This is a genomic window from Pseudomonas sp. R2-60-08W (assembly GCF_003852335.1).
Lineage (GTDB): Bacteria > Pseudomonadota > Gammaproteobacteria > Pseudomonadales > Pseudomonadaceae > Aquipseudomonas.
Window position 1 is genome coordinate 3,530,021 of record NZ_CP027731.1, and the last position, 20,065, is coordinate 3,550,085.

General features: G+C 63.1%; 18 protein-coding genes. 6 read left to right on the forward strand and 12 right to left on the reverse strand.

The window, feature by feature from the left end; translation table 11 throughout:
• Positions 1-26: 26 nt before the first annotated feature.
• Positions 27-908 carry a Dyp-type peroxidase gene (locus tag C4J90_RS16005; protein WP_124420293.1) on the reverse strand — a complete coding sequence of 294 codons (882 nt, stop codon included), beginning with the start codon at positions 906-908 and terminating at the stop codon, positions 27-29.
• A 138-nt stretch (positions 909-1,046) separates the two neighbouring features.
• On the opposite strand from C4J90_RS16005, the gene C4J90_RS16010 reads away from it, so the two are divergent.
• Together C4J90_RS16010 and C4J90_RS16015 are read left to right on the forward strand one after the other, a co-directional pair.
• Complete coding sequence (locus C4J90_RS16010) at positions 1,047-2,663, forward strand: NADP-dependent glyceraldehyde-3-phosphate dehydrogenase (protein WP_124420294.1); 1,617 nt, start codon at positions 1,047-1,049, stop codon at positions 2,661-2,663.
• Between the two features lie 43 nt (positions 2,664-2,706).
• Positions 2,707-3,768 carry an FUSC family protein gene (locus tag C4J90_RS16015; protein ID WP_124363311.1) on the forward strand — a complete coding sequence of 354 codons (1,062 nt, stop codon included), beginning with the start codon at positions 2,707-2,709 and terminating at the stop codon, positions 3,766-3,768.
• Between the two features lie 166 nt (positions 3,769-3,934).
• Here C4J90_RS16015 and C4J90_RS16020 read toward each other — a convergent pair whose 3' ends face one another.
• On the reverse strand, positions 3,935-4,687 hold the full coding sequence (locus C4J90_RS16020) for a TetR/AcrR family transcriptional regulator (RefSeq protein ID WP_124363312.1): 753 nt from the start codon (positions 4,685-4,687) through the stop codon (positions 3,935-3,937).
• Between the two features lie 352 nt (positions 4,688-5,039).
• On the opposite strand from C4J90_RS16020, the gene C4J90_RS16025 reads away from it, so the two are divergent.
• From C4J90_RS16025 to C4J90_RS16040, 4 genes are read left to right on the forward strand one after another with little or no spacing between them, the layout of a single operon-like run.
• Positions 5,040-5,747, forward strand: coding sequence for an ABC transporter ATP-binding protein (locus C4J90_RS16025; protein WP_124420295.1), 708 nt, complete (start codon positions 5,040-5,042; stop codon positions 5,745-5,747).
• Positions 5,744-6,943: an ABC transporter permease gene (locus tag C4J90_RS16030; protein WP_124363314.1), complete on the forward strand. Its 1,200-nt coding sequence runs from the start codon at positions 5,744-5,746 to the stop codon at positions 6,941-6,943. The genes C4J90_RS16025 and C4J90_RS16030 overlap by 4 nt, the downstream gene beginning before the upstream one ends.
• Positions 6,936-8,414 (forward strand): TolC family protein, encoded by a 1,479-nt coding sequence (locus tag C4J90_RS16035; RefSeq protein WP_124420296.1) that lies wholly within the window; start codon positions 6,936-6,938, stop codon positions 8,412-8,414. The genes C4J90_RS16030 and C4J90_RS16035 overlap by 8 nt, the downstream gene beginning before the upstream one ends.
• Entirely contained in the window at positions 8,404-9,648 is a 1,245-nt protein-coding gene (locus C4J90_RS16040; protein ID WP_124420297.1) for an efflux RND transporter periplasmic adaptor subunit, read from the forward strand. The genes C4J90_RS16035 and C4J90_RS16040 overlap by 11 nt, the downstream gene beginning before the upstream one ends.
• Positions 9,649-9,766: 118 nt before the next feature.
• Here C4J90_RS16040 and C4J90_RS16045 read toward each other — a convergent pair whose 3' ends face one another.
• The 10 genes from C4J90_RS16045 to C4J90_RS16090 all read right to left on the reverse strand — a co-directional run bounded on the left by C4J90_RS16045 (position 9,767) and on the right by C4J90_RS16090 (position 19,937).
• A complete protein-coding gene (locus C4J90_RS16045; RefSeq protein ID WP_124420298.1) occupies positions 9,767-11,161 on the reverse strand; it encodes an FAD/NAD(P)-binding protein in 1,395 nt (464 codons plus the stop codon).
• A 12-nt stretch (positions 11,162-11,173) separates the two neighbouring features.
• Positions 11,174-11,941 carry an ABC transporter ATP-binding protein gene (locus C4J90_RS16050; protein WP_124367440.1) on the reverse strand — a complete coding sequence of 256 codons (768 nt, stop codon included), beginning with the start codon at positions 11,939-11,941 and terminating at the stop codon, positions 11,174-11,176.
• Between the two features lie 3 nt (positions 11,942-11,944).
• The gene (locus C4J90_RS16055) at positions 11,945-13,285 is read right to left on the reverse strand and encodes an ABC transporter substrate-binding protein (RefSeq protein WP_124420299.1); all 1,341 of its coding nucleotides are present in this window, start codon (positions 13,283-13,285) and stop codon (positions 11,945-11,947) included.
• Between the two features lie 21 nt (positions 13,286-13,306).
• A complete protein-coding gene (locus tag C4J90_RS16060; RefSeq protein ID WP_124420300.1) occupies positions 13,307-14,356 on the reverse strand; it encodes a branched-chain amino acid ABC transporter permease in 1,050 nt (349 codons plus the stop codon).
• A gap of 4 nt (positions 14,357-14,360) precedes the next feature.
• On the reverse strand, positions 14,361-15,242 hold the full coding sequence (locus C4J90_RS16065; protein WP_124420301.1) for a branched-chain amino acid ABC transporter permease: 882 nt from the start codon (positions 15,240-15,242) through the stop codon (positions 14,361-14,363).
• Positions 15,242-16,012: an ABC transporter ATP-binding protein gene (locus C4J90_RS16070; RefSeq protein WP_124420302.1), complete on the reverse strand. Its 771-nt coding sequence runs from the start codon at positions 16,010-16,012 to the stop codon at positions 15,242-15,244. Before C4J90_RS16070 ends, C4J90_RS16065 begins: the two co-directional genes overlap by 1 nt.
• Positions 16,009-16,857, reverse strand: a complete 849-nt coding sequence (locus tag C4J90_RS16075) for an AMP-binding protein (RefSeq protein ID WP_124420303.1) — start codon at positions 16,855-16,857, stop codon at positions 16,009-16,011. The genes C4J90_RS16070 and C4J90_RS16075 overlap by 4 nt, the downstream gene beginning before the upstream one ends.
• A gap of 111 nt (positions 16,858-16,968) precedes the next feature.
• The gene (locus tag C4J90_RS16080; protein ID WP_124420304.1) at positions 16,969-18,402 is read right to left on the reverse strand and encodes an LLM class flavin-dependent oxidoreductase; all 1,434 of its coding nucleotides are present in this window, start codon (positions 18,400-18,402) and stop codon (positions 16,969-16,971) included.
• On the reverse strand, positions 18,402-18,728 hold the full coding sequence (locus C4J90_RS16085; protein ID WP_124363325.1) for an acyl-CoA dehydrogenase: 327 nt from the start codon (positions 18,726-18,728) through the stop codon (positions 18,402-18,404). The genes C4J90_RS16080 and C4J90_RS16085 overlap by 1 nt, the downstream gene beginning before the upstream one ends.
• 12 nt (positions 18,729-18,740) lie before the next feature.
• A complete protein-coding gene (locus C4J90_RS16090) occupies positions 18,741-19,937 on the reverse strand; it encodes an SfnB family sulfur acquisition oxidoreductase (protein ID WP_124420305.1) in 1,197 nt (398 codons plus the stop codon).
• Positions 19,938-20,065: the final 128 nt, after the last annotated feature.

Genomic DNA, 20,065 nt, shown 5'->3' on the forward strand with positions numbered 1-20,065 from the left:
TGGCCCGGGCTTCAGGGGGCAAGCTGTCACCTGTGGATCGGCGTAGCCGGGGTAATCGCGCTCAGGTCCAAATGCCCCTGTTTCAACGGCGGGCACCAGTAGTAGCCACCGGTCAACGGTGTGCTGATGCGATACAAACCATCGACAATCCCGTCTTCCAGGCCACTCATGCGGCGCAGTTGCGCTTCGAATGCATCGAAGGAATGCCCGAACGCGAGAAACATCAGCCCCGCCTGGCCGTTCTCGGCCCATGGCATCGAACGACGCACCACGAAGGCCTGCGGAGTGAAGCTTTCCTGTGCGGTGCGCTTGGTGTGGGCAAATTGGGGGGCGTCGTCGAGCTCTTCGTTGTCGCCATGGCGGCGGCCGATGATGTGGTCGCGCTCCTGGGCCGGTAGCGCGGCGAAACCGTCGAGGTCGTGCTGCCATTGCTGGATAGCGGCGAAGCTGGCGCCGCTGTCCGTCAGGGCCGCTTCAACGGCCGCGTCATCGTGAGGGTTCTCAGTGCCGTCTTCGTAGTCGGTCAGGTCGAAACCGGTCTTGTAGCGAAAGCCTTCGGTCATTTGTACCAGGCGCAACGCCGGCGCCAGGGCTTTTTCGAACGCGCGGCTGCGCAGCAACAATTCTCCCCGGTCCACGCCATGCAGCCATACCCACAGGGCCTGCTGGGTAGAGGGGTTATGCGCACCCGGGCCGCTGAGGGCCGGGAAGCTACGCAGCTCTGCGATGCGTGCACCCAATGCGTTTACCAGCGGCTCACCGAGACCGACCACCGCCGCGGAATCCGTCAACTGCACCAGTGCGTCCAGCGCAGCGGGCAAGGCCTGCGGTAACTCAATGGCAAAAAACAGATGGCGTGCCTGCAACGGCACCGGTGCGGCAAGAATGCCCGGCTGGTACTGACTCATGTGAACTCCTTCAAGAAAGCCGCGCAGTTTATCCCGAAGCACCCGGAATGCGCAGGGGAAAGCGCGCAAGCCTTGCCACAGAGCCTCGGTATGGGTGACTCTCTAGTCATGTTTTGCAACTATTCCAGGGGTAGCGCCATGACCACCAGTAACCTGCTCGCCCAGTTGTTTCCCGCCTCCACCGCCGACATTCCCGAGGCGTTTCGCCTGGGCGCGCCGTTTGAACAGCGTGATTACCTGGTCGACGGCCAGTTGCGGGTGTGGAATGGCCCGTTGGCCCGCATCCAAAGCCCGGTGCAACTTGGCGATGAACGCGTGCACATCGGCAGCACCCCGCTGCTGGATGCCGAGACCGCCCTTACCGCCCTCGACGCTGCCGTGCGCGCGTATGACCGGGGCCAGGGTGAATGGCCGACCCTGCGCGTGGCCGAGCGCATCCAGCATGTGGAAGCCTTCCTGCGGCGCATGCGCGAACAGCGCGACGCGGTGGTCAAGCTGCTGATGTGGGAGATCGGCAAGAACCTCAAGGACTCGCAGAAAGAGTTCGACCGCACCTGTGACTACATCACCGACACCATCAACGCCCTCAAGGAGCTCGACCGGCGCAGCAGCCGCTTCGAACTGGAACAGGACACCCTGGGGCAAATCCGCCGCGTACCGCTGGGTGTGGCGCTGTGCATGGGGCCTTATAACTACCCGCTCAACGAGACCTTCACCACGCTGATCCCGGCGCTGATCATGGGCAATACCGTGGTGTTCAAGCCGGCCAAGCTCGGCGTGCTGTTGATCCGCCCGTTGCTGGAAGCGTTCCGCGACAGCTTCCCGGCCGGGGTGATCAACGTGATCTACGGCAGCGGCCGCGAAACCGTCAGCGCGCTGATGGCCAGCGGCAAGATCGATATCTTTGCCTTCATCGGCACCAACAAAGCCGCCAGCGACCTGAAAAAACTGCATCCTAAACCTCACCGCCTGCGCGCCGCATTGGGCCTGGATGCGAAAAACCCCGGCATCGTGCTGCCCGAGGTCGACCTTGATAACGCGGTCAGCGAAGCGCTTACCGGCTCGCTGTCGTTCAACGGCCAGCGTTGCACGGCGTTGAAAATCCTGTTTGTGCATGAGGCGGTGGTCGACAGTTTTATCGAAAAATTCAACGCCAGGCTGGCCACCTTGAAACCCGGCATGCCCTGGGATGACGGCGTGGCGCTGACCCCGCTGCCGGAAGTGGGCAAAGTCGATTACCTCAACGACCTGGTGGCCGATGCCACACAGCACGGCGCCCGGGTGGTGAATGCCAATGGTGGCACCCGCCGTGGGTCGTTCTTCTACCCGGCGGTGCTGTACCCGGTGAGCCCGCAGATGCGCGTGTACCACGAAGAACAATTCGGCCCCGTCGTGCCGATCGTGCCCTACCGTGACCTGGATACCGTAATCGACTACGTGCTGGACTCGGATTTCGGCCAGCAGTTGAGCATTTTCGGTACCAACCCCGTCGAGGTCGGACGCCTGGTGGATACCTTCGCCAACCAGGTCGGCCGGATCAATATCAACGCTCAGTGCCAACGCGGGCCGGACACCTTCCCCTTCAACGGGCGCAAGAACTCGGCCGAGGGCACGTTGTCGGTACATGACGCGCTGCGTGTGTTCTCGATCCGCACCTTGGTCGCGACCAAGTTCCAGGAGAGCAACAAGGCGTTGCTCAGCGATATCCTGCGCAACCGTGACTCGAGCTTCATCAGCACCGACTACATTTTTTGAGCGCACCGCGCGCGCTCCTGCAATCGAGGCCCCTTTACTACCGATGAACCTGCCTATGCTCGCCCGGCGCCTGCTGCGCCCCGTGCTCGACCCGTACCGACGCTATCGCCATGCCAAGCTGATCCACGCGGTACGCGTGTCCATCGGCTTGCTGGCGACGATCCTGCTGACCACCGGCATCAACCTGCCCCATGGTGAGTGGGCGTCGGTGACCATGCTGATTGTGATCGGCGGGTTGCAGCACCACGGCAATATCGGCAAGAAAGCTGTGGAACGCGCCTACGGCACGTTGATCGGGGCCAGTGTCGGCTTGTTGGTGGTGGTACAACATGCCTGGCTGGGTATGCCGCTGCTCACCTACTTATTGATGTCCGCGGTGTGCGGGTTCTTTTCCTACCACGCCATCGGCAAGGGCGGCTATATCGCGCTGCTGTCGGCGATCACGGTGTTTATCGTGGCCGGGCACGGCGACAACCCGATCTCGGATGGGTTGTGGCGCACCGTCGACATCCTGATCGGCATCGCGCTGGCCCTGGCGTTTTCCTTTGCCCTGCCGCTGTACGCGGTGTACTCATGGCGCTACAACCTGGCCAGTGCCTTGCGCGATTGTGCAGCGATCTACAGCCGGATCATCAATGGCCAATCGGTCACCGATGACGAACACCTCAAACTGCTCAACCGCTTGAACGCGGCCATGCTGCAGCTGCGCTCGCTGATGCCGTCGGTGTCCAAGGAAGTGCGGATTTCCATGACCGAGCTGGATAAACTCCAGCGGCACCTGCGCATGTGCATCAGCACCCTGGAGATTCTTGGCAATACCCGACCGGACCCGCGTGATGAGCAAGCTACCGCGCGGATGCGCGTGATGCTCAAGGCCGAGCATCGGCAGATTCGGGTGCAGTTGGTGGGAATGGCACGGGCGTTGAAATCGGGCGTTACGGAGCGTCTGCAACGCCCCCATACCGCCAGCGGCACCCAAACCACACTGGATGCACCCGTATACAGTGCGCTGGATGGTTATCGATTGTTGACCGTACAACTGGCGGATAACGTGGATCAGATGCGCCAGCGGCTGGCGAAAAGTGCCCCTCGCTGGAAAATCTAGAGAAGGCCGTTGGGTAAGTTTGCTCGCATTAACGTATTCACACTTTCTCTTACATATTTTTCACGTTTTATTCACAAGCCGAGACGTAGTGTGAAGCCTCATCCGTTACAAACGTTGCATATCAAGCCCGCCGCCCCAGCGGGCTTTTTTTTGCCCTGGATTTGACCTAGCGCGCGACCTTGCCGGCAGGTGCCGTCGTCTGCTCACGAATCGCCCGCTGGGTCTCCAGCACTTTGGCCAAGGCCGTTTCGGCCTCAGCGCTCTGCTGCGGCACACGAATGGCCGCCGACACCAGGGTGATCAACTTGGCCATCACTTCGGCATCCGTCGCCGGGCGCCCGAGGCTCATGGAGTTCATCAGCAGGCGCAATTCAGTGCCGGCCATCACCCCGGAAATCGCCTTGAGCGCAAATTGCAGGCGCACGCCCAGTTCATTGCGTGGCAAATCCGGCAATGCCAGGGCGAACGCCTCGAAAAAACGCTGGAACACCGGCTGGTAATGCACCTTGAGGTATTCCTGGATAAACGGCGAGGTGTCGCTGTACACCCGACCGAGAAAACGGATGAAGGAACGCCCTTCCCCACTGGCCGGATCGCTGCGTTCCAGGCCCATGGCCGGGGCGAACAGCACGCCAAGCAGCGTGTCGCAGTCCAGCGGGCCATCGGACTCGGCCTCGCAACGGGCCAGCAATTCCAGGCGCTGCTCGTTGAGCGGCTCCAGACGCTGCATCAGCAGGGTTTTCATCAGGGAGTCCTTGTCCCCGAAGTGATAGTTCACCGCAGCCAGGTTGACCTGGGCGCGCTCGGTAATCTGCCGTAATAAAACCGCGTCATATCCGTACTTAATAAAGAGCGCCTCTGTCGCATCCAGCAGTCGAGTCTTGGTAATGTTTGGAGCGCTGAGCTTCTTCGCGGCCATAAGGGTTCCACGGGGGAAATATTGTTTTAAAAAATAATTTGATTTTTTATACCGGGGCCTTCGTTCGAAAGCAAGTAATGACACGGTGCCATATGAGCAAAAGCCTTGCATGCGAGAATATTCATGGCCGCCAACGGATTTTCAACCCTTCGCGAGGCCTGCGCAAACGTCGTCTCAACGCAACAAACCGCTCTACATCCATAGCTGGCGAAGCCGATTGAACGCGGTTACTATTCAAACAATTTTTTAAAAACAAGAAATTAAACTAGTCGGTGACGGCATCGGCAGCCCCGCAAACTTGTTACAAAGATTTGCAGGGCCACCCAAGACCGTCGAGACTGCAGGCGTAGTCATGATGACCGAGACCCCCGCGCACCCCAGCTTGATTTCCCTGCAAGGCATCGGCAAAAGCTATCAGCTTGCCGGGCAACAGCTGTCGATTCTGAATGACGTGTGCCTGTCCATCGCCAGCGGTGACAGCTGCGGCATCCTCGGCGCATCCGGCTCCGGCAAAAGCACCCTGCTCAATATCCTCGGCCTGTTGGACTTGCCCAACTGCGGCCAGTACCACTTCGCCGGCCATGACATTTTCAACGCCACGGCGGATGAACTGGCGGCGATCCGTAACCAGCAGATCGGTTTCGTGTTCCAGAGCTTCAACCTGCTGCCGCGCCTCAGCGCCCTCGACAACGTCGCACTCCCCCTCAGTTATCGTGGCGTATCTCGCCATGAATCGGTGGAGCAGGCCTTGCGCATGCTCGAGCAAGTCGGCCTGGCCGAGCGCGCCCACCATCGCCCCGCCGACCTCTCCGGTGGTCAACGCCAGCGCGTCGCCATCGCGCGGGCGCTGGTCGGCAAGCCCTCGGTCATCCTCGCCGACGAACCCACCGGCAACCTCGACAGCAGCACCGCCCAAGACATCATGGACCTGCTCCTCACCCTCAATCGCGAGCAACAGGTAACGCTGATCATCGTCACCCACGACGCGCAGATCGCCGGGCGGCTGGAGCGCAAGATCCGAGTGCGCAACGGCGTAGTGCACGAGGACCAGCGCCGATGAGCCTGCGGGTCGAGCAGAGCCTGAGCCAACTGCTGCATGAAGCGTTCATCAGCCTGCGCACCCTGGGCAAACGCTCGGTGCTGGCCCTGCTGGGTATCGTGATCGGCAGTTCATCGGTGGTGGCGTTGATCAATATCGGCCATAACGCCGCGATGGACGCCGCGATGATTTTCAAGGACATGGGCACCGACACCCTGATCGTCCAGTTCCCGCCCAAAGGCACCAGCAACGTAGCGATGCGCAGCCAGATTGACCTGGAACCGGTGCGCCAGGCTGTGCCGGGCATCGCCCATATCGGCGCGCTCAGCCTGTTCAGCGGGCCCATCGTGTTCCATGGCCGCAGCGCCAATGCCAACTTCGTCGGCAGCACCCCCGATGTGCACGCCGCCATGCGCCTGGCGCTGCGCGAGGGGCGTTTCCTGTCCGCCTTCGATGCCAATGAAACCTATGGGGTGATCGGTGACCAGGTCGCCCAGACGCTCGGCGCACCCGGTGAGCCGCTCAAACTGGGCGACCGCGTGCGCATCAACGACTACCTGTTCCTGATCATCGGCATCCTGCACAACCAGCCCCGCGCGATGCTGATGCCGGTGCAAGCCAATGAATCGCTGTTCATTCCCGTCGAGGGCATGCGGCGTATCCTCGCCAGCCCGCAGATCAACAATGTGATCATCCGCGCCCAGCCTGGACAAGACATGGAACGTGTAGCGCGGGACGCCGCCGCTGCGCTGCAACCGCAATTGACCGAGCACACGGTCGACATCACCGTACCCCAGCAAATGATCGACGGCATGACCCGCCAAAGCCGCACCTTCGCCTATCTGCTGTTGGCCCTCGGCGCGATTTCGCTGGTGGGCGGCGGTGTCGGGGTGATGAATGTGATGCTGATGAACGTTTCAGAACGGCGCCGTGAGATCGGCATCCGCATGGCCCTGGGCGCGCGCCAGCGGGATATCCGCAACCTGTTCCTGCTCGAAGCCGTCAGCTTGACTGCCGTTGGCGCATTGTGCGGCGCGGTATTGGGCATGACCGCCGCCTGGTTCTACGCGTGGCTTTCGGGCTGGGCATTTTCCCTGGCGGTGGCCGCCCTGCCCCTGGGCGTCGGCAGTACGTTGCTGGTGGGTCTGTTCTTCGGCATCTACCCGGCGGTTTCGGCCTCACGGTTGCAACCGGTGGAGGCCTTGCGCGATGAATAAAGGGCTATTGCTGCTGGCGCTGATCAGCCTGCCCGGCATGGCGGCCGACGTGGTCGTCAAACCTTCGGCGCCCAGCAGCACCCGCAGCGGCTATGACCGCGGCGTATCGCTGAACGCCCAGGTGACGACCTTGACCCTGGGCGACGCCGTGTACCTGGGCCTGCGCAACAACCCGGCGATCCGCAGCGCTTACCTGCAGCGGGTCGCGCAGAAGTTCGACCTGCGGGTCGCCGAAGACGTGTTCAACCCCAAGCTCATCCTCAACAGTTATTACCGTGGCACACGCGGTTCCCAGGACAGCGCGCGCAACGCCAACCTCGCACCGTCCACCAGCCTGCTCGGCGAATACGGCACCCGTTTGAGCATGGCCTGGACCCAGCAACTGAACAACGCCGACCGTGCCGGCCGTTACCGCAGCGACGGCCTTGACCTGGCCGTCATCCAGCCGCTGATGCGCGGCGCCGGCTGGGACGCCACCACGGCGCCGCTGCGCCTGTCGCGCCTGGCGGAGCAGGCCAACCGTCTCAACCTCAAGGCCACCGTGGCGCAAACCATCAGCCAGATCATCGCGACCTACCGCGAGCTGCTGCGGGCCCAGGAACAACAGGTGATCGTCCAGGATGCGCTCAAGCGTTCCAACACCCTGCTGGAGGTGAACAAGGCATTGATCAGCGCCGGGCGCATGGCCGAGTTCGAGATCGTGCAGACCGAAGCCGACATCGCCACCCAGCAATTGGGCGTCGAAGAAGCGCAGAACCAACTCGATACCAGTCGCCTGGCCCTGCTGCGCCTGCTGGCCCTGGACCTGTCCACGCCGATTCGCGCCACCGAAGCCCTGGAGGCCAGGCCCATGGAAATCGACAGGCGCCAGGCGTTCAACCTCGCGCAAACCCAGCAACCGGAATACCTCGCCGCGCTGCTGGGCAGCCAGCAAGCCGACCTGAACCTGGTGATCGCCAAGGACTCCGGGCGTTGGCAAGTGGACCTGGTAGCCGGTGCGAATCAGGTGCGCGACGCCTACGATAACGATAACGGCCGTACCAATAACCGCACCTGGGACAGCTACGCCGGGGTACAGGTGCAGATCCCGATCGGTGACATCAGCACGCGCCAGGCAGAAGTACGCGCGCGGGTGAATGTCGAGGACCAGGAAATCCGCATCACCGACGCCCGCCAGGAACTGGAACGCAACGTCAACGACGTGGTGCGCGACCTCGGCACCCGCTGGCGCCAATATGAAATCTCCCAGCGCGCCGTGGAGCTGTCGCGGCGCAAGATCGAGATCGAACGGGAAAAACTCAGCGCCGGGCGCTCCACCAACTTTCAGGTGCTGAGCTTCGAGACTGACCTGCGCAACGCCGAAAACGCGCGACTCAATGCGCTGATCGCTTATTTGAACGCTCAGACCCAGCTTGACTTGACGCTGGGCATGACCCTGGAAAGCTGGGAAATCGCCCTCAATGACTACTAATCGCAAACGCCTGCTGGGTGCTGGGTTGATCGTGCTGCTGGCAGCGGTGGGGCTGGCCCTGCGCAGCCCGGCCGAAGGGCCGGCCACCCGTGAACAATGGCTGGCGGTGAAGCCCGACCCGCTGGTGCACCAGATCGGCCTGGTGGGCAAGATCGAGCCTGACACCACCGTTACGCTCACCGCGCCGTTCGACGGCAATGTCTTGGCCAATCTGGTCGAGCAAGGCCAACGCGTCGAGGCCGGCCAGGTGCTGTTGCGCATGGACCCGGCCACCCTCGAAGTGCAACTGCGCGAAGCCCTCTCGGCCCAGCTCAAGGCCCGGCGCACCGTGCAGGAAATGCAGGACTGGGACAGCAGCGCCGCCGTCAGCCGTGCCCGGCGCAGCCTGCGCACCGCAGAAATGACCGCAGGCAATACCCAGCGCAAACTCACTGAGAGCGAAAACCTGTTCAAGCGCGGCATCATCCCGCGCAACGAGCTCGACGACCTCAAGCAACAGACCCAGCAGCAACAGCTGGACCTGACAGCGGCGCGCAGCGAGCTGCAACAGGCGCTGGAGCAGGGTAAGGGCGTATACCGGCAGATCGCCGGTATGGAGCTGACCAACGCCACGGTCAAATATGACGCCCTGCACACCCTGCTCGAAGGCAAGGAGGTCAAGGCGCCCTTCTCCGGCATCGTGGTGCCCGCACCCGGCAACAGCACCTCGTCCCAGGGCGGCAGTACTAACAACGCACCGGTACAAGCCGGCAGCAAGGTCAGCCAGGGCCAGGTGTTGTTCGGCCTGGCCAATATCGAGCGTTTGAAAATCGTCGCCAAGGTCTCTGAGCTGGACATCAACCAACTGCATCAAGGGCAGGCGGTGGAAGTCATGGGCGATGGGTTTGACGGTGAGCGCCTGACCGGTTCGGTAAGCGTGGTCAGTGGCCTGGCGATCGCCAACGACAGCCAGGGCAGCGCGCAGTTTGCGGTGACCTTGTCGATCCCCCGGCTCACGCCGCAGCAATTGCAACGGGTGCGGCTGGGGATGAGCGCGCGCTTGACCATTGTGACTTACAACAATGCGCAGGCGATTGTGGTGCCGAACGAGGCGATCCAGGCGGACATGACAGTGGAATATCGTGAGGCGATGGATAAACCGGTGGAGCGGGTGAAGGTGACGACCGGGCAATCGACTGCTCAAGGGGTTGAGGTGTTCGGCCTCAAGCCCGGACTGGTAAAGACCTCAAGATAAATGAAGATCCAACTGTGGGAGGGGGCTTGCTCCCGATAGCGGTGAATCAGTCAAACATGCTTTAACTGACCCACCGCCATCGGGAGCAAGTCGAATCGTCGCACCGCCCCTCCCACATTTAAATTTGTGTGAGCCTGGCGGCCAGTGCTTTAGCCTGAATCGCCACATCGGTCACCGCCGTACTCTCCCACCACATCCCGCGCAATGGCGGGCCCATGGCGAACAGCCGCCCGCTCACCTGGCCCTGAGCATCGAGCACTGCACCGCAGGCATCCGCCGCAATCCCCAGCGCCAACGGCCCCGGCTGGATCAACCCGCGCTTGAGCAATTGCTGCGGCAACGGCCGGGCCACGCGGCGCCAGTCGTATTCGATGCCGCTGGAGTTGATCAGCGCCGCACCGTGCACCTGGTTGAGCGCCTGCTCGCCGCGATGGCGCAGGCGAATCGCCACACCGCTGGCCGAAGGCACCAGCCCCTTGAACGACGCCGCGTGAATCTTCAGGCGTCCTTCTGCATGCAAGCGTTCCACCAACTGCGCACTCAACGGCGGCGAACGGTGGTGATGGCTTTCCCACCACGGCCGCACATGCCGCACGAACTGGCGTTTCTCGCGGTCGCTGGCCTGGCTCCACAACCTCGCGATGTGCACCCGCACCGTGTCCAGCGGCGCCTGCCAATCGACGTCCTGCTCGAGCGCGATGCGGCATTGCCGCCGCACCTCACGCACCAGTTGCCGAGGGCTGCGCAGCCGGTGATCAGCGCCAAGAAAATCCTCCCAGCCCGGCGGCTGACGGCGCACATGGGGCAACAGACCATGGCGCGAGAACACCTCGATCGGCCCACGGTGCCCGGCTTGTTCAAGGGACACCACGGCATCCACCATGGTCAGCCCGGAGCCGATGATCAGCACGGTCGCATGCGGGTCGAGCTGGGTCATGGCCTGTACGTCCCACGGGTCCAGCGCCGCAGCGTTCAGTCCGCTGGATTCGGTCTGCGGCGTGCGGGCCGCCGGGAACATGCCGGTGGCCAATACCGCAAAGGTGCCACGCAGGCGTCCGCCGTTATCCAGGGACACCAAGGTGCCGGCAGCCTCAACCTGTAAGTCGACCACCTCTGCACGGACATGCTCGACCGTGGAAGCCGACAGCGCCTTGGCCTCAGCCAGGCGCTGCTGCGCGTACAGGCCAAAAATCCCGCGAGGCGGGAACAGCTCGCTGATGGGCACCGGCTGCTGCGCCGCCTGCGGCCACCCCCCGGCGTCGATGTAGGCGGTGAGCCATTGGGTCAGGTCATCGGCATTGTCCGGGTCGACACTCATGCGCGCCGCATTGCCGTTCAAGGTGTGGCCCAGCTCGACCGCACTGTAGGCCTCGCCCCGCCCCAGTTCCGCGCGCGGTTCAATCACCAGGATGCGCCGCAGGCCTGGCAGGCGCAGCAATTGCACCGCCAGCATCGTGCCGCTCAGGCCGCCGCCGACGATCAGTACATCAGCGTTGCGGATGGATTCACTCATGCACGTTCGCCCTTAGCGTTTACCCAGATAAATGTCATGCAAATCACCCCGTGCCAACAGCTCGGCGGCACTGCCACTCAACACCACCCGCCCAGTATCCAACACGTACCCGTGGGACGCATAGGTGAGCGCGACGTTGATGTTCTGCTCGGCGATCAGAAAGCTCACCTGCTCGTCGCGGTTGAGCTGCGCAATGATCGCGAAGATCTCCTGCACGATCATCGGCGCCAACCCCATCGATGGCTCGTCGAGCAGCACCAGCGCAGGACGGGTCATCAACGCCCGGCCAATGGCGACCATTTGCTGCTCGCCCCCGGAGGTCAGCCCGGCGCGGGTGTGGCGCTTGGTCTTGAGCCGGGGGAACCAGGTGTAGATGCGCTCCAGGTCGCTGGCCAGCTCCTTGCGACTCAAGCGCCGCACGAAGCCGCCGCTGCGCAGGTTGTCTTCCACCGTGAGCTGGCCGAACACATGACGGCCTTCCAGCACATGCACCATGCCCTGGCGCACGCGCTGGCTGGGGTCCACACCCGCCAGGTCGTGGCCGGCGTATTCGATCCGGCCACGGCTGACTTCGGCGCGCTCGGCCCGCACCAACCCGGAAATGGCCTTGAGGGTGGTGCTCTTGCCGGCGCCGTTGGCGCCGAGCAACGCAACGATGGCGCCCTTGGGCACACTCAGCGACACCCCGGCCACCGCCAGGATCGCACCGTCATAGATCACCTCGATGTCGTCGACCGTCAGCAACGCCGGGCGCCCTGGCTCAATGGCAGGCTGGTTCATGGTTTATTCATCCCCGTTGCAGGTGCGTGGCGTCAGGTGTTTTTCCTTGGCGAACGCGGCGGATTTTTCATCGATCAGCGGACGCAACAGCGCACGGTCAGCGGCGATCCAGTCGCTGATCAGCGCCCAGTTGGCACCGTCCCACTGCTGCACCCGCGCCGAGCCGCCGCCCTCGTGGTCGCGGCAGGACAGCTTGAGGTTCTGCATCAGGCCCAGGTAGCCCATGTCTTTTAGGCGCGCATCGTCGATATTCAGGTGTTCCAGGCCCCAGCGGCCTTCTTCACCATTGAGCGGGCGCTTGCCGAAGCGGGCCTGGCCGGTGCGGATCGCCTCCACCGCCACGGCGGCGTTCACCAGGCCTGAGTTGTAGTAAACACTGCCGAAGTTTTTCAGGTCCTTGAGGTCGCTGTGGCCCTTGTCGAGGACGTACTGCTTGAGGCGTTTGTGGATCTCGAAGTCGCTGCCTGCCGGGTACGGCGTAAGCGCCAGGTAGCCTTTGGCAGCGGCACCGGCGGGCAACACGTCTTCGCTGGAACTGGCCCAGATATCGCCGATGATATGGTCGACCGGGAAGCCGAAGCGCGCCGCCGTCTTCACTGCCACCGGGGTCGACACGCCCCAGGTGCGCAAGAATACCCAATCCGGATTGGCCTGGCGGACCTGGCGCCACTGCGCCGACTGCTCGTTGCCGGGGTCGGCCACCGGGATCTGGATATTTTCAAAACCGTATTTTTCGGCAAGCAGCTTCAACGGGCCGAGGGTTTCGCGACCGTAGGCCGAGTCGTGATAGACCGTGGCGATCTTCTTGCCCTTGAGTTTGCCAAAGCCGCCTTCGCGCTCGGCGATGTAGTTCACCAGGGTCGAGGCCTCGCTGTAGAAGGTCAGCATCACCGGGAAGTTGTAGGGAAATACCGTGCCATCGGTGGCTTCGGTGCGCCCGTAACCCAAGGTGATCAGCGGGATCTTGTCGACTTCCGCCCGTTCGCTGAGTGCGTAGGCCGCCGGCGCGCCGTTGGGCTGGTACACCGCGACTGGCGCGCCGTCCAGGCCATTCTTGAAGCGCTCGTAGCACTCGATGCCCTTTTCCGCCGTCCATTCGGTCTCGCACTCCTGCCACACCAGCTTCACGCCGTTGATGCCGCCTTCGACTTCGTTGATATAGCGCAGGTAGTCGATCATCCCGGCCCACACCTGTACCCCGCTGGAGGCATAGGCGCCGACACGGTAGGTGGCCAGGGGAATGAATTGCTGGTCGGGCGAGGCCATGGCCTGGGGCACGGCGCCGGCCAAGGCCGCCAGCGCGAATGCGGTGCCGACCAGGGAACGTTTCAGGGATGCACGCATGGAGATTCTCTTGAGGGAAGGTTAGAAGCGCAGCGGCCAGTGCCGCAGACGCTCACGCAGGTTGTGCAACAGGCGAATCAGGCCCTCGGGCTCCTTGATCAGGAACACGATGATCAACACGCCAAAGATGATTTTCTGCAGGTTCTGCAACTGCCCCGCATCCACCGCGCCGCCGAACAGCGCCTGCCCGGCGTGGCTGAGCAGGATCGGCAGCAAGCTGATAAAGGCCGCGCCGACGAAGTTGCCGGCGATGCTGCCCATGCCACCGATAATGATGATGAACAGGATCTGGAACGAGCGGTTGATATCAAAGCTGCTGGCACTGGCCGTACCCAGGTAGGCGAAGGCCCACAGCGCACCGGCCACGCCTAAATAGAACGAGCTGACCGCGAACGCCAGGCGCTTGTAGCGCACCACCAGGATGCCGACCACGGCAGCAGCAGTGTCCATGTCGCGGATCGCCATCCAGTTGCGCCCCACTTGGCTGCGCACCAGGTTGACGGCAGTCCAGGTCAACAGCAGCACCGTGACCAGGGTCAGCCAGTAGCGGCCCAACGGGGTATTGAGGTCGTGGCCGAACAGCGTCAGCTGCGGGGCGGAAATAGTCCCGGAAGAGCCGTAGTTATAGAACCAGGGGAATTTGACGAACAACCATTCAAGGAAAAACTGCGCCGCCAGCGTCGTCACCATCAGGTAGAAACCCTTGATCCGCGAGCTGGGCAGGCCGAACAACAGGCCCACCAGCGCGCTGATAATCCCGCCGCCGAGCAACGCCACCGGCAAGCCCAACTCCGGCAGGCGCAGCAGAAAACCGTAGGTGGCGAAGGCCCCGACCGCCATGAAGCCCGCCGCGCCGACCGATGTCTGCCCGGTGTAACCGGTGAGCAGGTTCAGGCCCAGCCCGGCCAGCGACAGCACCAGAAACGGCACCAGAATCGCATTGAGCCAATAATCATTGCCCCACAGCGGTACCGCGATAAACGCCAGCGCCAGCCAGGCGAACAGGCCCCAGGGCAAGCGACGCGGCACCAGCAGCAGCGGCGCCGTGGGTTGTGCAACAGGGGTCGACATGGCTTCAGACTCGCTCGATAGCGCGCTCGCCAAACAGGCCGGCGGGACGGATATACAGGAAGGCCAGGGCCACGACATAGGCGAACCACGGCGTGATGCCGCCGCCGATCCACGGGCCGATATACACCTCGGCGAGGTTCTCCGCCGCGCCAACAATCAGCCCGCCGACAATCGCCCCGCCAATCGAGGTGAAGCCGCCGATGATCAGCACCGGCAAGGCCTTGAGCACCACCAGCGACAAGGAGAACTGCACGCCCTGGCGCGCGCCCCACAACAGCCCGGCCACCAGCCCGACAATGCCGGCCACTGCCCAGACGATCTGCCAGATGCGGTTGAGGTTGATGCCAATGGACAGCGCCGCCGTGGTGTCATCCGCCACCGCGCGCAACGACACACCGATACGGGTCTTGTTGAACAGCAGCGCGAGCAACGTCACCAGCACCACGGCAGTGGACGCAGCGATCAGGTCGAACTGGCTGAGCATCAGCGGGCCGACGAACAGCGGCACGTCATCGATGCCCAGGTCCAGCGCGCGCACCTGCGAGCCCATCAAGCCTTGCGCCAGGCCCTCGATGATGAACGACAGGCCCAGGGTGGCCATGAACAGGGTGATCTGCGAACGGTTCACCAGCGGCCGCAGCACCAGGCGCTCGATGAGCAAGGCGCCGACGACCATCACGATCACCGTCAGCAGCAACGCCAAGGCAAACGGCACGCCCTGGTCATGCAGGCTGACGAATGTCAGCGCGGCAAACAGCAGCATCGCGCCCTGGGCAAAGTTGAACACACCGCTGGCCTTGTAGATCAGTACAAAACCGATGGCGACCAGCGAGTACAAGGTGCCGGCGAGCAGGCCGCCGAGCAGGGTTTCGAAGAAGAAGGTCATCAATGTGTCACTCCCAGGTAGGCCGCAATCACCTCGGGATTGGCCTGCACCTCGGCGGGTGTGCCGTCGCCGACCTTGCGCCCGTAGTCGAGCACCACCACATGGTCGGACAGGCCCATGACCACGCCCATGTCGTGCTCGATCAACACCACAGTGGTGCCCAGGTCACGGTTCACGTCGGCGACGAAGCGCGCCATTTCCTGTTTTTCCTCGGCGTTCATCCCGGCCATGGGCTCATCCAACAACAACAGACTGGGCCCGGCGATCAACGCCCGGCCCAGTTCCACGCGTTTTTGCAGGCCGTAGGACAGGTTGCCCACCAGCACCTCGCGATGGGCTTGCAACTCCAGGAAGTCGAGGATGGCCTGGGCGCGCCCGCGAAACGCCTCGGCTTCGCGCCGCGCGCGGGGCAAGCCGAGGGCCTGTTCGATGAAGGTGCTGCGCATATGCCGCGACAGGCCGGTGAGCAGGTTGTCCAGCACGCTCATTTTCTTGAACAGCGCATTGTTCTGGAACGTACGGCCAATGCCTCTGCGCGCAGCGCTTAGCGGGTCGATGCGATGCAAGCGTTGTGCCTCGAACAGGATCTCGCCGGCATCGAAGCGATACACACCATTGAGCACGTTAAGCAGCGAGCTTTTGCCGGCGCCGTTAGGGCCGATCAGCGCGCAGATCTCACCGCGCCGCACCTCGAAAGACAACGCGTTGATGGCCTTGACGCCTTTGAACGACAGCGAAATATCACGCACCTGGAGAATGGCCTGGCTCATGCAATGTCCCGTTTGAATTCGGCCAGCCAGGTAGGCTCGGCAGTGGCTTTAAGCGGTTGCCAGATGTAGCCCAGGCGCTGAAAGCCCAGCAGCGTACGCACACGATTCTTCAGCAACCGGCGCAGGCCGCTTTGCGGATGGGCGATGGCCCAGTCACACAGGCGTCGGCGCCAGGTGCCGCGTGGGGCAAGGCGGTTTTCGATGTCGTCGGCCAGGTGCTGCAAGCGTTCGGGCGACAGCAGCAGACCGGTGGGGGCGACTTCGCTGCGGTCGCGCCGCGCCGAGGCCAGGGTCTCCGGGAAGGCCAGGCCGTGGCCGCTGTTCAGCCATTGTTCCAACACCACGGCGAGGCCACCTTGCCAGTGGGTGCCCTCCTCGCTCCACAGCAGGGTTTCGCCGGTGGGGTGCCACCAGCGGCTGATGCGTTGCGCGGGATCTACGGAGCCAAGCAACTGGGCGAAGTCCAACCGTTGGGTGAACTCCCAATCGGGTTGGCGACCCTGCACGTAGGCATGGCTGGGGCGAATGCGCCACAGCTGTTGCTGCAAGGCCTGGGGCTCCAGGCTGTCGGCCAGCGTCAGCACCTGCCCGCCCACCGACTGGGCGGCCAGCGCCAGCAACAATAGGTTCGGCTCAAATGCGCCGCTGAGTGTCAGCCGCGACTGTTCGCTGAAGCCCTGCTGGCGCAAGCCGTCAGCCAAGCGTTCGACGTCGCGCAACGCGTCGATCCAGCGCCAGGCATGCCATTGACCTTGGCGCTTGTGGCGCAGGGCGATGTGCAACGGCGTGAGTTGCGCCCAGTGGTGCAGGCGTTCCAGGGCGGCTTTGGGTTCGGGCACGCTCATAGGGGTGATGCTCCTATCAGGGGTGGGCGTGCGGTGGTCCGCTGGCTGGGTTCTATCAGGCAATGCAAATCAACTGTGGGAGGGGGCTTGCTCCCGATGGCGGTGGTTCAGTTAAACCACCTTTGACTGGCCCACTGCTATCGGGAGCAAGCCCCCTCCCACATTGGTTTTGTGTAAGGTAGATAGGTCACGGTAGCTGGCGCCCGGATGGTTCGGCCCCAGCCGTGCGCCCTCGCCAAACAACTTCTCGCGCAAGGTGCCCTGGGCGTATTCGGTCTTGTACACCCCGCGCTTCTGCAACTCCGGCACCAACAAATCCACCGCGTCGATGAAGGTTTCGTGGGTCAGCGCATAGGCCAGGTTGAAGCCGTCCACATCGGTCTCTTCCACCCATTCCTGGAGCAGGTCCGCCACCGTCTGCGGTCCGCCGACAAACAGCGGGCCAAAGCCCCCGATGCCGACCCAGTCGGCCAGTTCATTCGGCGTCCAGACCTTGTTCGGATCCGCCGTGGAGAAGGCTTCCACCGCCGACTGGATGGCGTTGGTATGCACATGCTTGAGCGGCTCATCGGGCCTGAACCGGCTGAAATCGATACCGGTCCAGCCGGAGATCAGCGCCATCGCGCCTTCGTAGCTGACATAGGACTTGTAGTCGTCGAACTTGGCCTTCGCCTGCGCGTCGGTCTCGCCGACGATCACCGTCTGCAGGTTGAAGATCAGGATTTTGCGCGGATCACGCCCTGCCTCGGCCGCGCGCCGGCGAATATCGGCCACGGTCTTTTTCAGCAGCACCTTGGACGGCGCGGCCACGAACACGCACTCGGCCTGTTCGGCGGCGAACTGTTTGCCACGGCTCGAGGCCCCCGCCTGGTAGAGCACCGGCGTACGCTGTGGCGAGGGTTCGCACAGGTGAATGCCGGGCACCTGGAAGTGTTTGCCCACATGGCGAATCTCGTGGATCTTGCTCGGGTCGCTGAAAATCCGGCGCTCGCGGTCACGCAGCACCGCGCCCTCTTCCCAGCTGCCTTCCCAGAGCTTGTAGCAAACTTCCAGGTATTCCTCGGCGTAGTCATAACGTGCGTCGTGTTCGGTCTGGGCCTTCTGGCCGAGGTTCTTGGCGCCGCTTTCCAGATAGGACGTGACGATATTCCAACCGACGCGCCCCTTGGTCAGGTGATCGAGGGTGGAGAGCCTGCGTGCAAACGGATACGGATGCTCGAAGGACAGCGAGGCGGTCAGGCCGAACCCTAGGTGCTCGGTAACCAGCGCCATCGGCGTGATCAGCGATAACGGATCATTGACCGGTACCTGCGTCGCCTGGCGGATCGCCGCGTCGCCGTTGCCGTGGTAGACATCGTAGATCCCCAGCACATCGGCGATGAACAGCCCATCGAATTTGCCCCGCTCGAGGATTTTTGCGAGGTCGGTCCAGTATTCCAGGTCCTTGTATTGCCAGGAACGGTCGCGCGGGTGCACCCACAACCCAGGCGATTGATGACCGACACAATTCATGTCGAAGGCATTCAAGCGGATTTCGCGGGCCATCAGAGCACTCCGTTGAGGTGGTAGTTGCCGACGACCTGGTATTTCCAGCGCAACGGGTCATCCACCGACGATGGCAGCGCGGTGCGTTGGCCGGTCAGTTCAAATTCAGCGTTGCTCGCAGCGATAAGGGCTTGGGCCGCCGCGATCTGGGCTTCGGTGAGGGCGACCGGGCTGGGGTCGGTTTCGGCACGCTCGAACAGGGCGGCGGCCACGTCGACACGAATCTGCACATCGCCGAAGCGGCTGATCACATAAGGGTCGTCGCTGCGCTCGACGAAGCGGCGGGTGGTTTCCAGCAGTTGGCGTGCCTGGTTCAATGCGGTCATGGGTAGGGTTCCTCAGTTCCAGGCGTGGCGCGCAGGCTTCACGCCGTTGAGCACGAAGTTGCCGATCAGGTGGTACTTCCAGCGCGCCGGGTCGTGCAGGGTGTGGGTGCGTGCGTTACGCCAGAAACGGTCGAGGTTGTACTTGCCCGTGACCGAACGCGTGCCGGCCAACTCGAAGAGTTGGCTGCTGGCAAGCAACGCTGTTTCAGCGGAAAGCACCTTGGCCTGGGCGACGACCAGCGAGGCATTGGCGACGGTGTCTTCAGTCGGTTCGGCGAGGGCCAGGTCGACCGCTCTGCCGGCCTTGGCGAGGATCGCTTCGGTGCCGTGCACGCGCCACTCCAGGTCGCCGATGGCGGCAATAGTGAACGGGTCCTGCCAGCCGTGCTCCTGCTGGCTGTCGATCCAGGGTCGTGCCTGGCGGGCGTGAATCTTCGCCTGCTCCAGCGCTCCCAGCGCGATGCCGGTATCGACTGCGGCCTGGATAATCTGCGAGATCGGGCCGTTGGCGGTGGGTTGATCGAACGCCAGGTGTGCGGGGATGACCGCACTCGAGGGCACGCTCACACCGTCGAGGGTTACCCCACCACTGGCGGTCGTGCGTTGGCCGAAGCCGTCCCAGCTGTCGATCACCGTGAGGCCGGGCGCATCGCGCTCGATGAAGGCAATCAGCGCCTGCCCGTGCTCGTTGTTGCCGACGGTCGGTACGATGTGCGCAAAAAACGCGCCGGTGCAATAGAACTTCTCGCCGTCAATGCGCGCGGTGTCGCCTTCGACGCGAATCTGCGTGTCGAAGGTCCCGGCGTTTTTGCTCTTGGCTTCGGAAAACGCATTACCGAAGCGATAGCCCGCCAGCACCTTGCCGAAGTAGTGGCGCTTTTGCTCCTCAGTGGCGGTTTGCAGCAGGATATCCACCACGCCCAGGTGGTTCTGCGGGATCTGCCCCAGGGAAGGGTCGGCGGCTGAGATCAACTTGATCACCTCGGCCACGGTCACATAGGACACCTCGGCGCCGCCATAGGCTTTGGGAATGGTGATGCCCCACAGGCCGCTGGCGGAAAACTCATCGAGTTCCGCCACCGGCAGGCGCCGCTCACGGTCGCGCTCGCTGGCCTCCAGGGCGAACCGCGCCGCCAGCCGCTTGGCGACCTGGATGGCTTCGGCGTCCGAGCGAATGATATGGGCAGGGTGTTGAGGGTGGGCTGACATGGGCCGACTCCAGGCTCCGAAGGAATAACAGAGCGTTTGCAGGAGTCGTGCCTGAATTTAATCGTCAGCTATATCAAGGTATTACAGGTTAACGAAGGCAGCGGAACGGCTGCCAGGCCAGCAAAATG

Coding starts and splice junctions, on each gene's coding strand:
- C4J90_RS16005 (WP_124420293.1), bottom strand. CDS start 908: ATGAGTCAGTACCAGCCGGGCATTCTTGCCGCACCGGTGCCGTTGCAG.
- C4J90_RS16010 (WP_124420294.1), top strand. CDS start 1,047: ATGACCACCAGTAACCTGCTCGCCCAGTTGTTTCCCGCCTCCACCGCC.
- C4J90_RS16015 (WP_124363311.1), top strand. CDS start 2,707: ATGAACCTGCCTATGCTCGCCCGGCGCCTGCTGCGCCCCGTGCTCGAC.
- C4J90_RS16020 (WP_124363312.1), bottom strand. CDS start 4,687: ATGGCCGCGAAGAAGCTCAGCGCTCCAAACATTACCAAGACTCGACTG.
- C4J90_RS16025 (WP_124420295.1), top strand. CDS start 5,040: ATGATGACCGAGACCCCCGCGCACCCCAGCTTGATTTCCCTGCAAGGC.
- C4J90_RS16030 (WP_124363314.1), top strand. CDS start 5,744: ATGAGCCTGCGGGTCGAGCAGAGCCTGAGCCAACTGCTGCATGAAGCG.
- C4J90_RS16035 (WP_124420296.1), top strand. CDS start 6,936: ATGAATAAAGGGCTATTGCTGCTGGCGCTGATCAGCCTGCCCGGCATG.
- C4J90_RS16040 (WP_124420297.1), top strand. CDS start 8,404: ATGACTACTAATCGCAAACGCCTGCTGGGTGCTGGGTTGATCGTGCTG.
- C4J90_RS16045 (WP_124420298.1), bottom strand. CDS start 11,161: ATGAGTGAATCCATCCGCAACGCTGATGTACTGATCGTCGGCGGCGGC.
- C4J90_RS16050 (WP_124367440.1), bottom strand. CDS start 11,941: ATGAACCAGCCTGCCATTGAGCCAGGGCGCCCGGCGTTGCTGACGGTC.
- C4J90_RS16055 (WP_124420299.1), bottom strand. CDS start 13,285: ATGCGTGCATCCCTGAAACGTTCCCTGGTCGGCACCGCATTCGCGCTG.
- C4J90_RS16060 (WP_124420300.1), bottom strand. CDS start 14,356: ATGTCGACCCCTGTTGCACAACCCACGGCGCCGCTGCTGCTGGTGCCG.
- C4J90_RS16065 (WP_124420301.1), bottom strand. CDS start 15,242: ATGACCTTCTTCTTCGAAACCCTGCTCGGCGGCCTGCTCGCCGGCACC.
- C4J90_RS16070 (WP_124420302.1), bottom strand. CDS start 16,012: ATGAGCCAGGCCATTCTCCAGGTGCGTGATATTTCGCTGTCGTTCAAA.
- C4J90_RS16075 (WP_124420303.1), bottom strand. CDS start 16,857: ATGAGCGTGCCCGAACCCAAAGCCGCCCTGGAACGCCTGCACCACTGG.
- C4J90_RS16080 (WP_124420304.1), bottom strand. CDS start 18,402: ATGGCCCGCGAAATCCGCTTGAATGCCTTCGACATGAATTGTGTCGGT.
- C4J90_RS16085 (WP_124363325.1), bottom strand. CDS start 18,728: ATGACCGCATTGAACCAGGCACGCCAACTGCTGGAAACCACCCGCCGC.
- C4J90_RS16090 (WP_124420305.1), bottom strand. CDS start 19,937: ATGTCAGCCCACCCTCAACACCCTGCCCATATCATTCGCTCGGACGCC.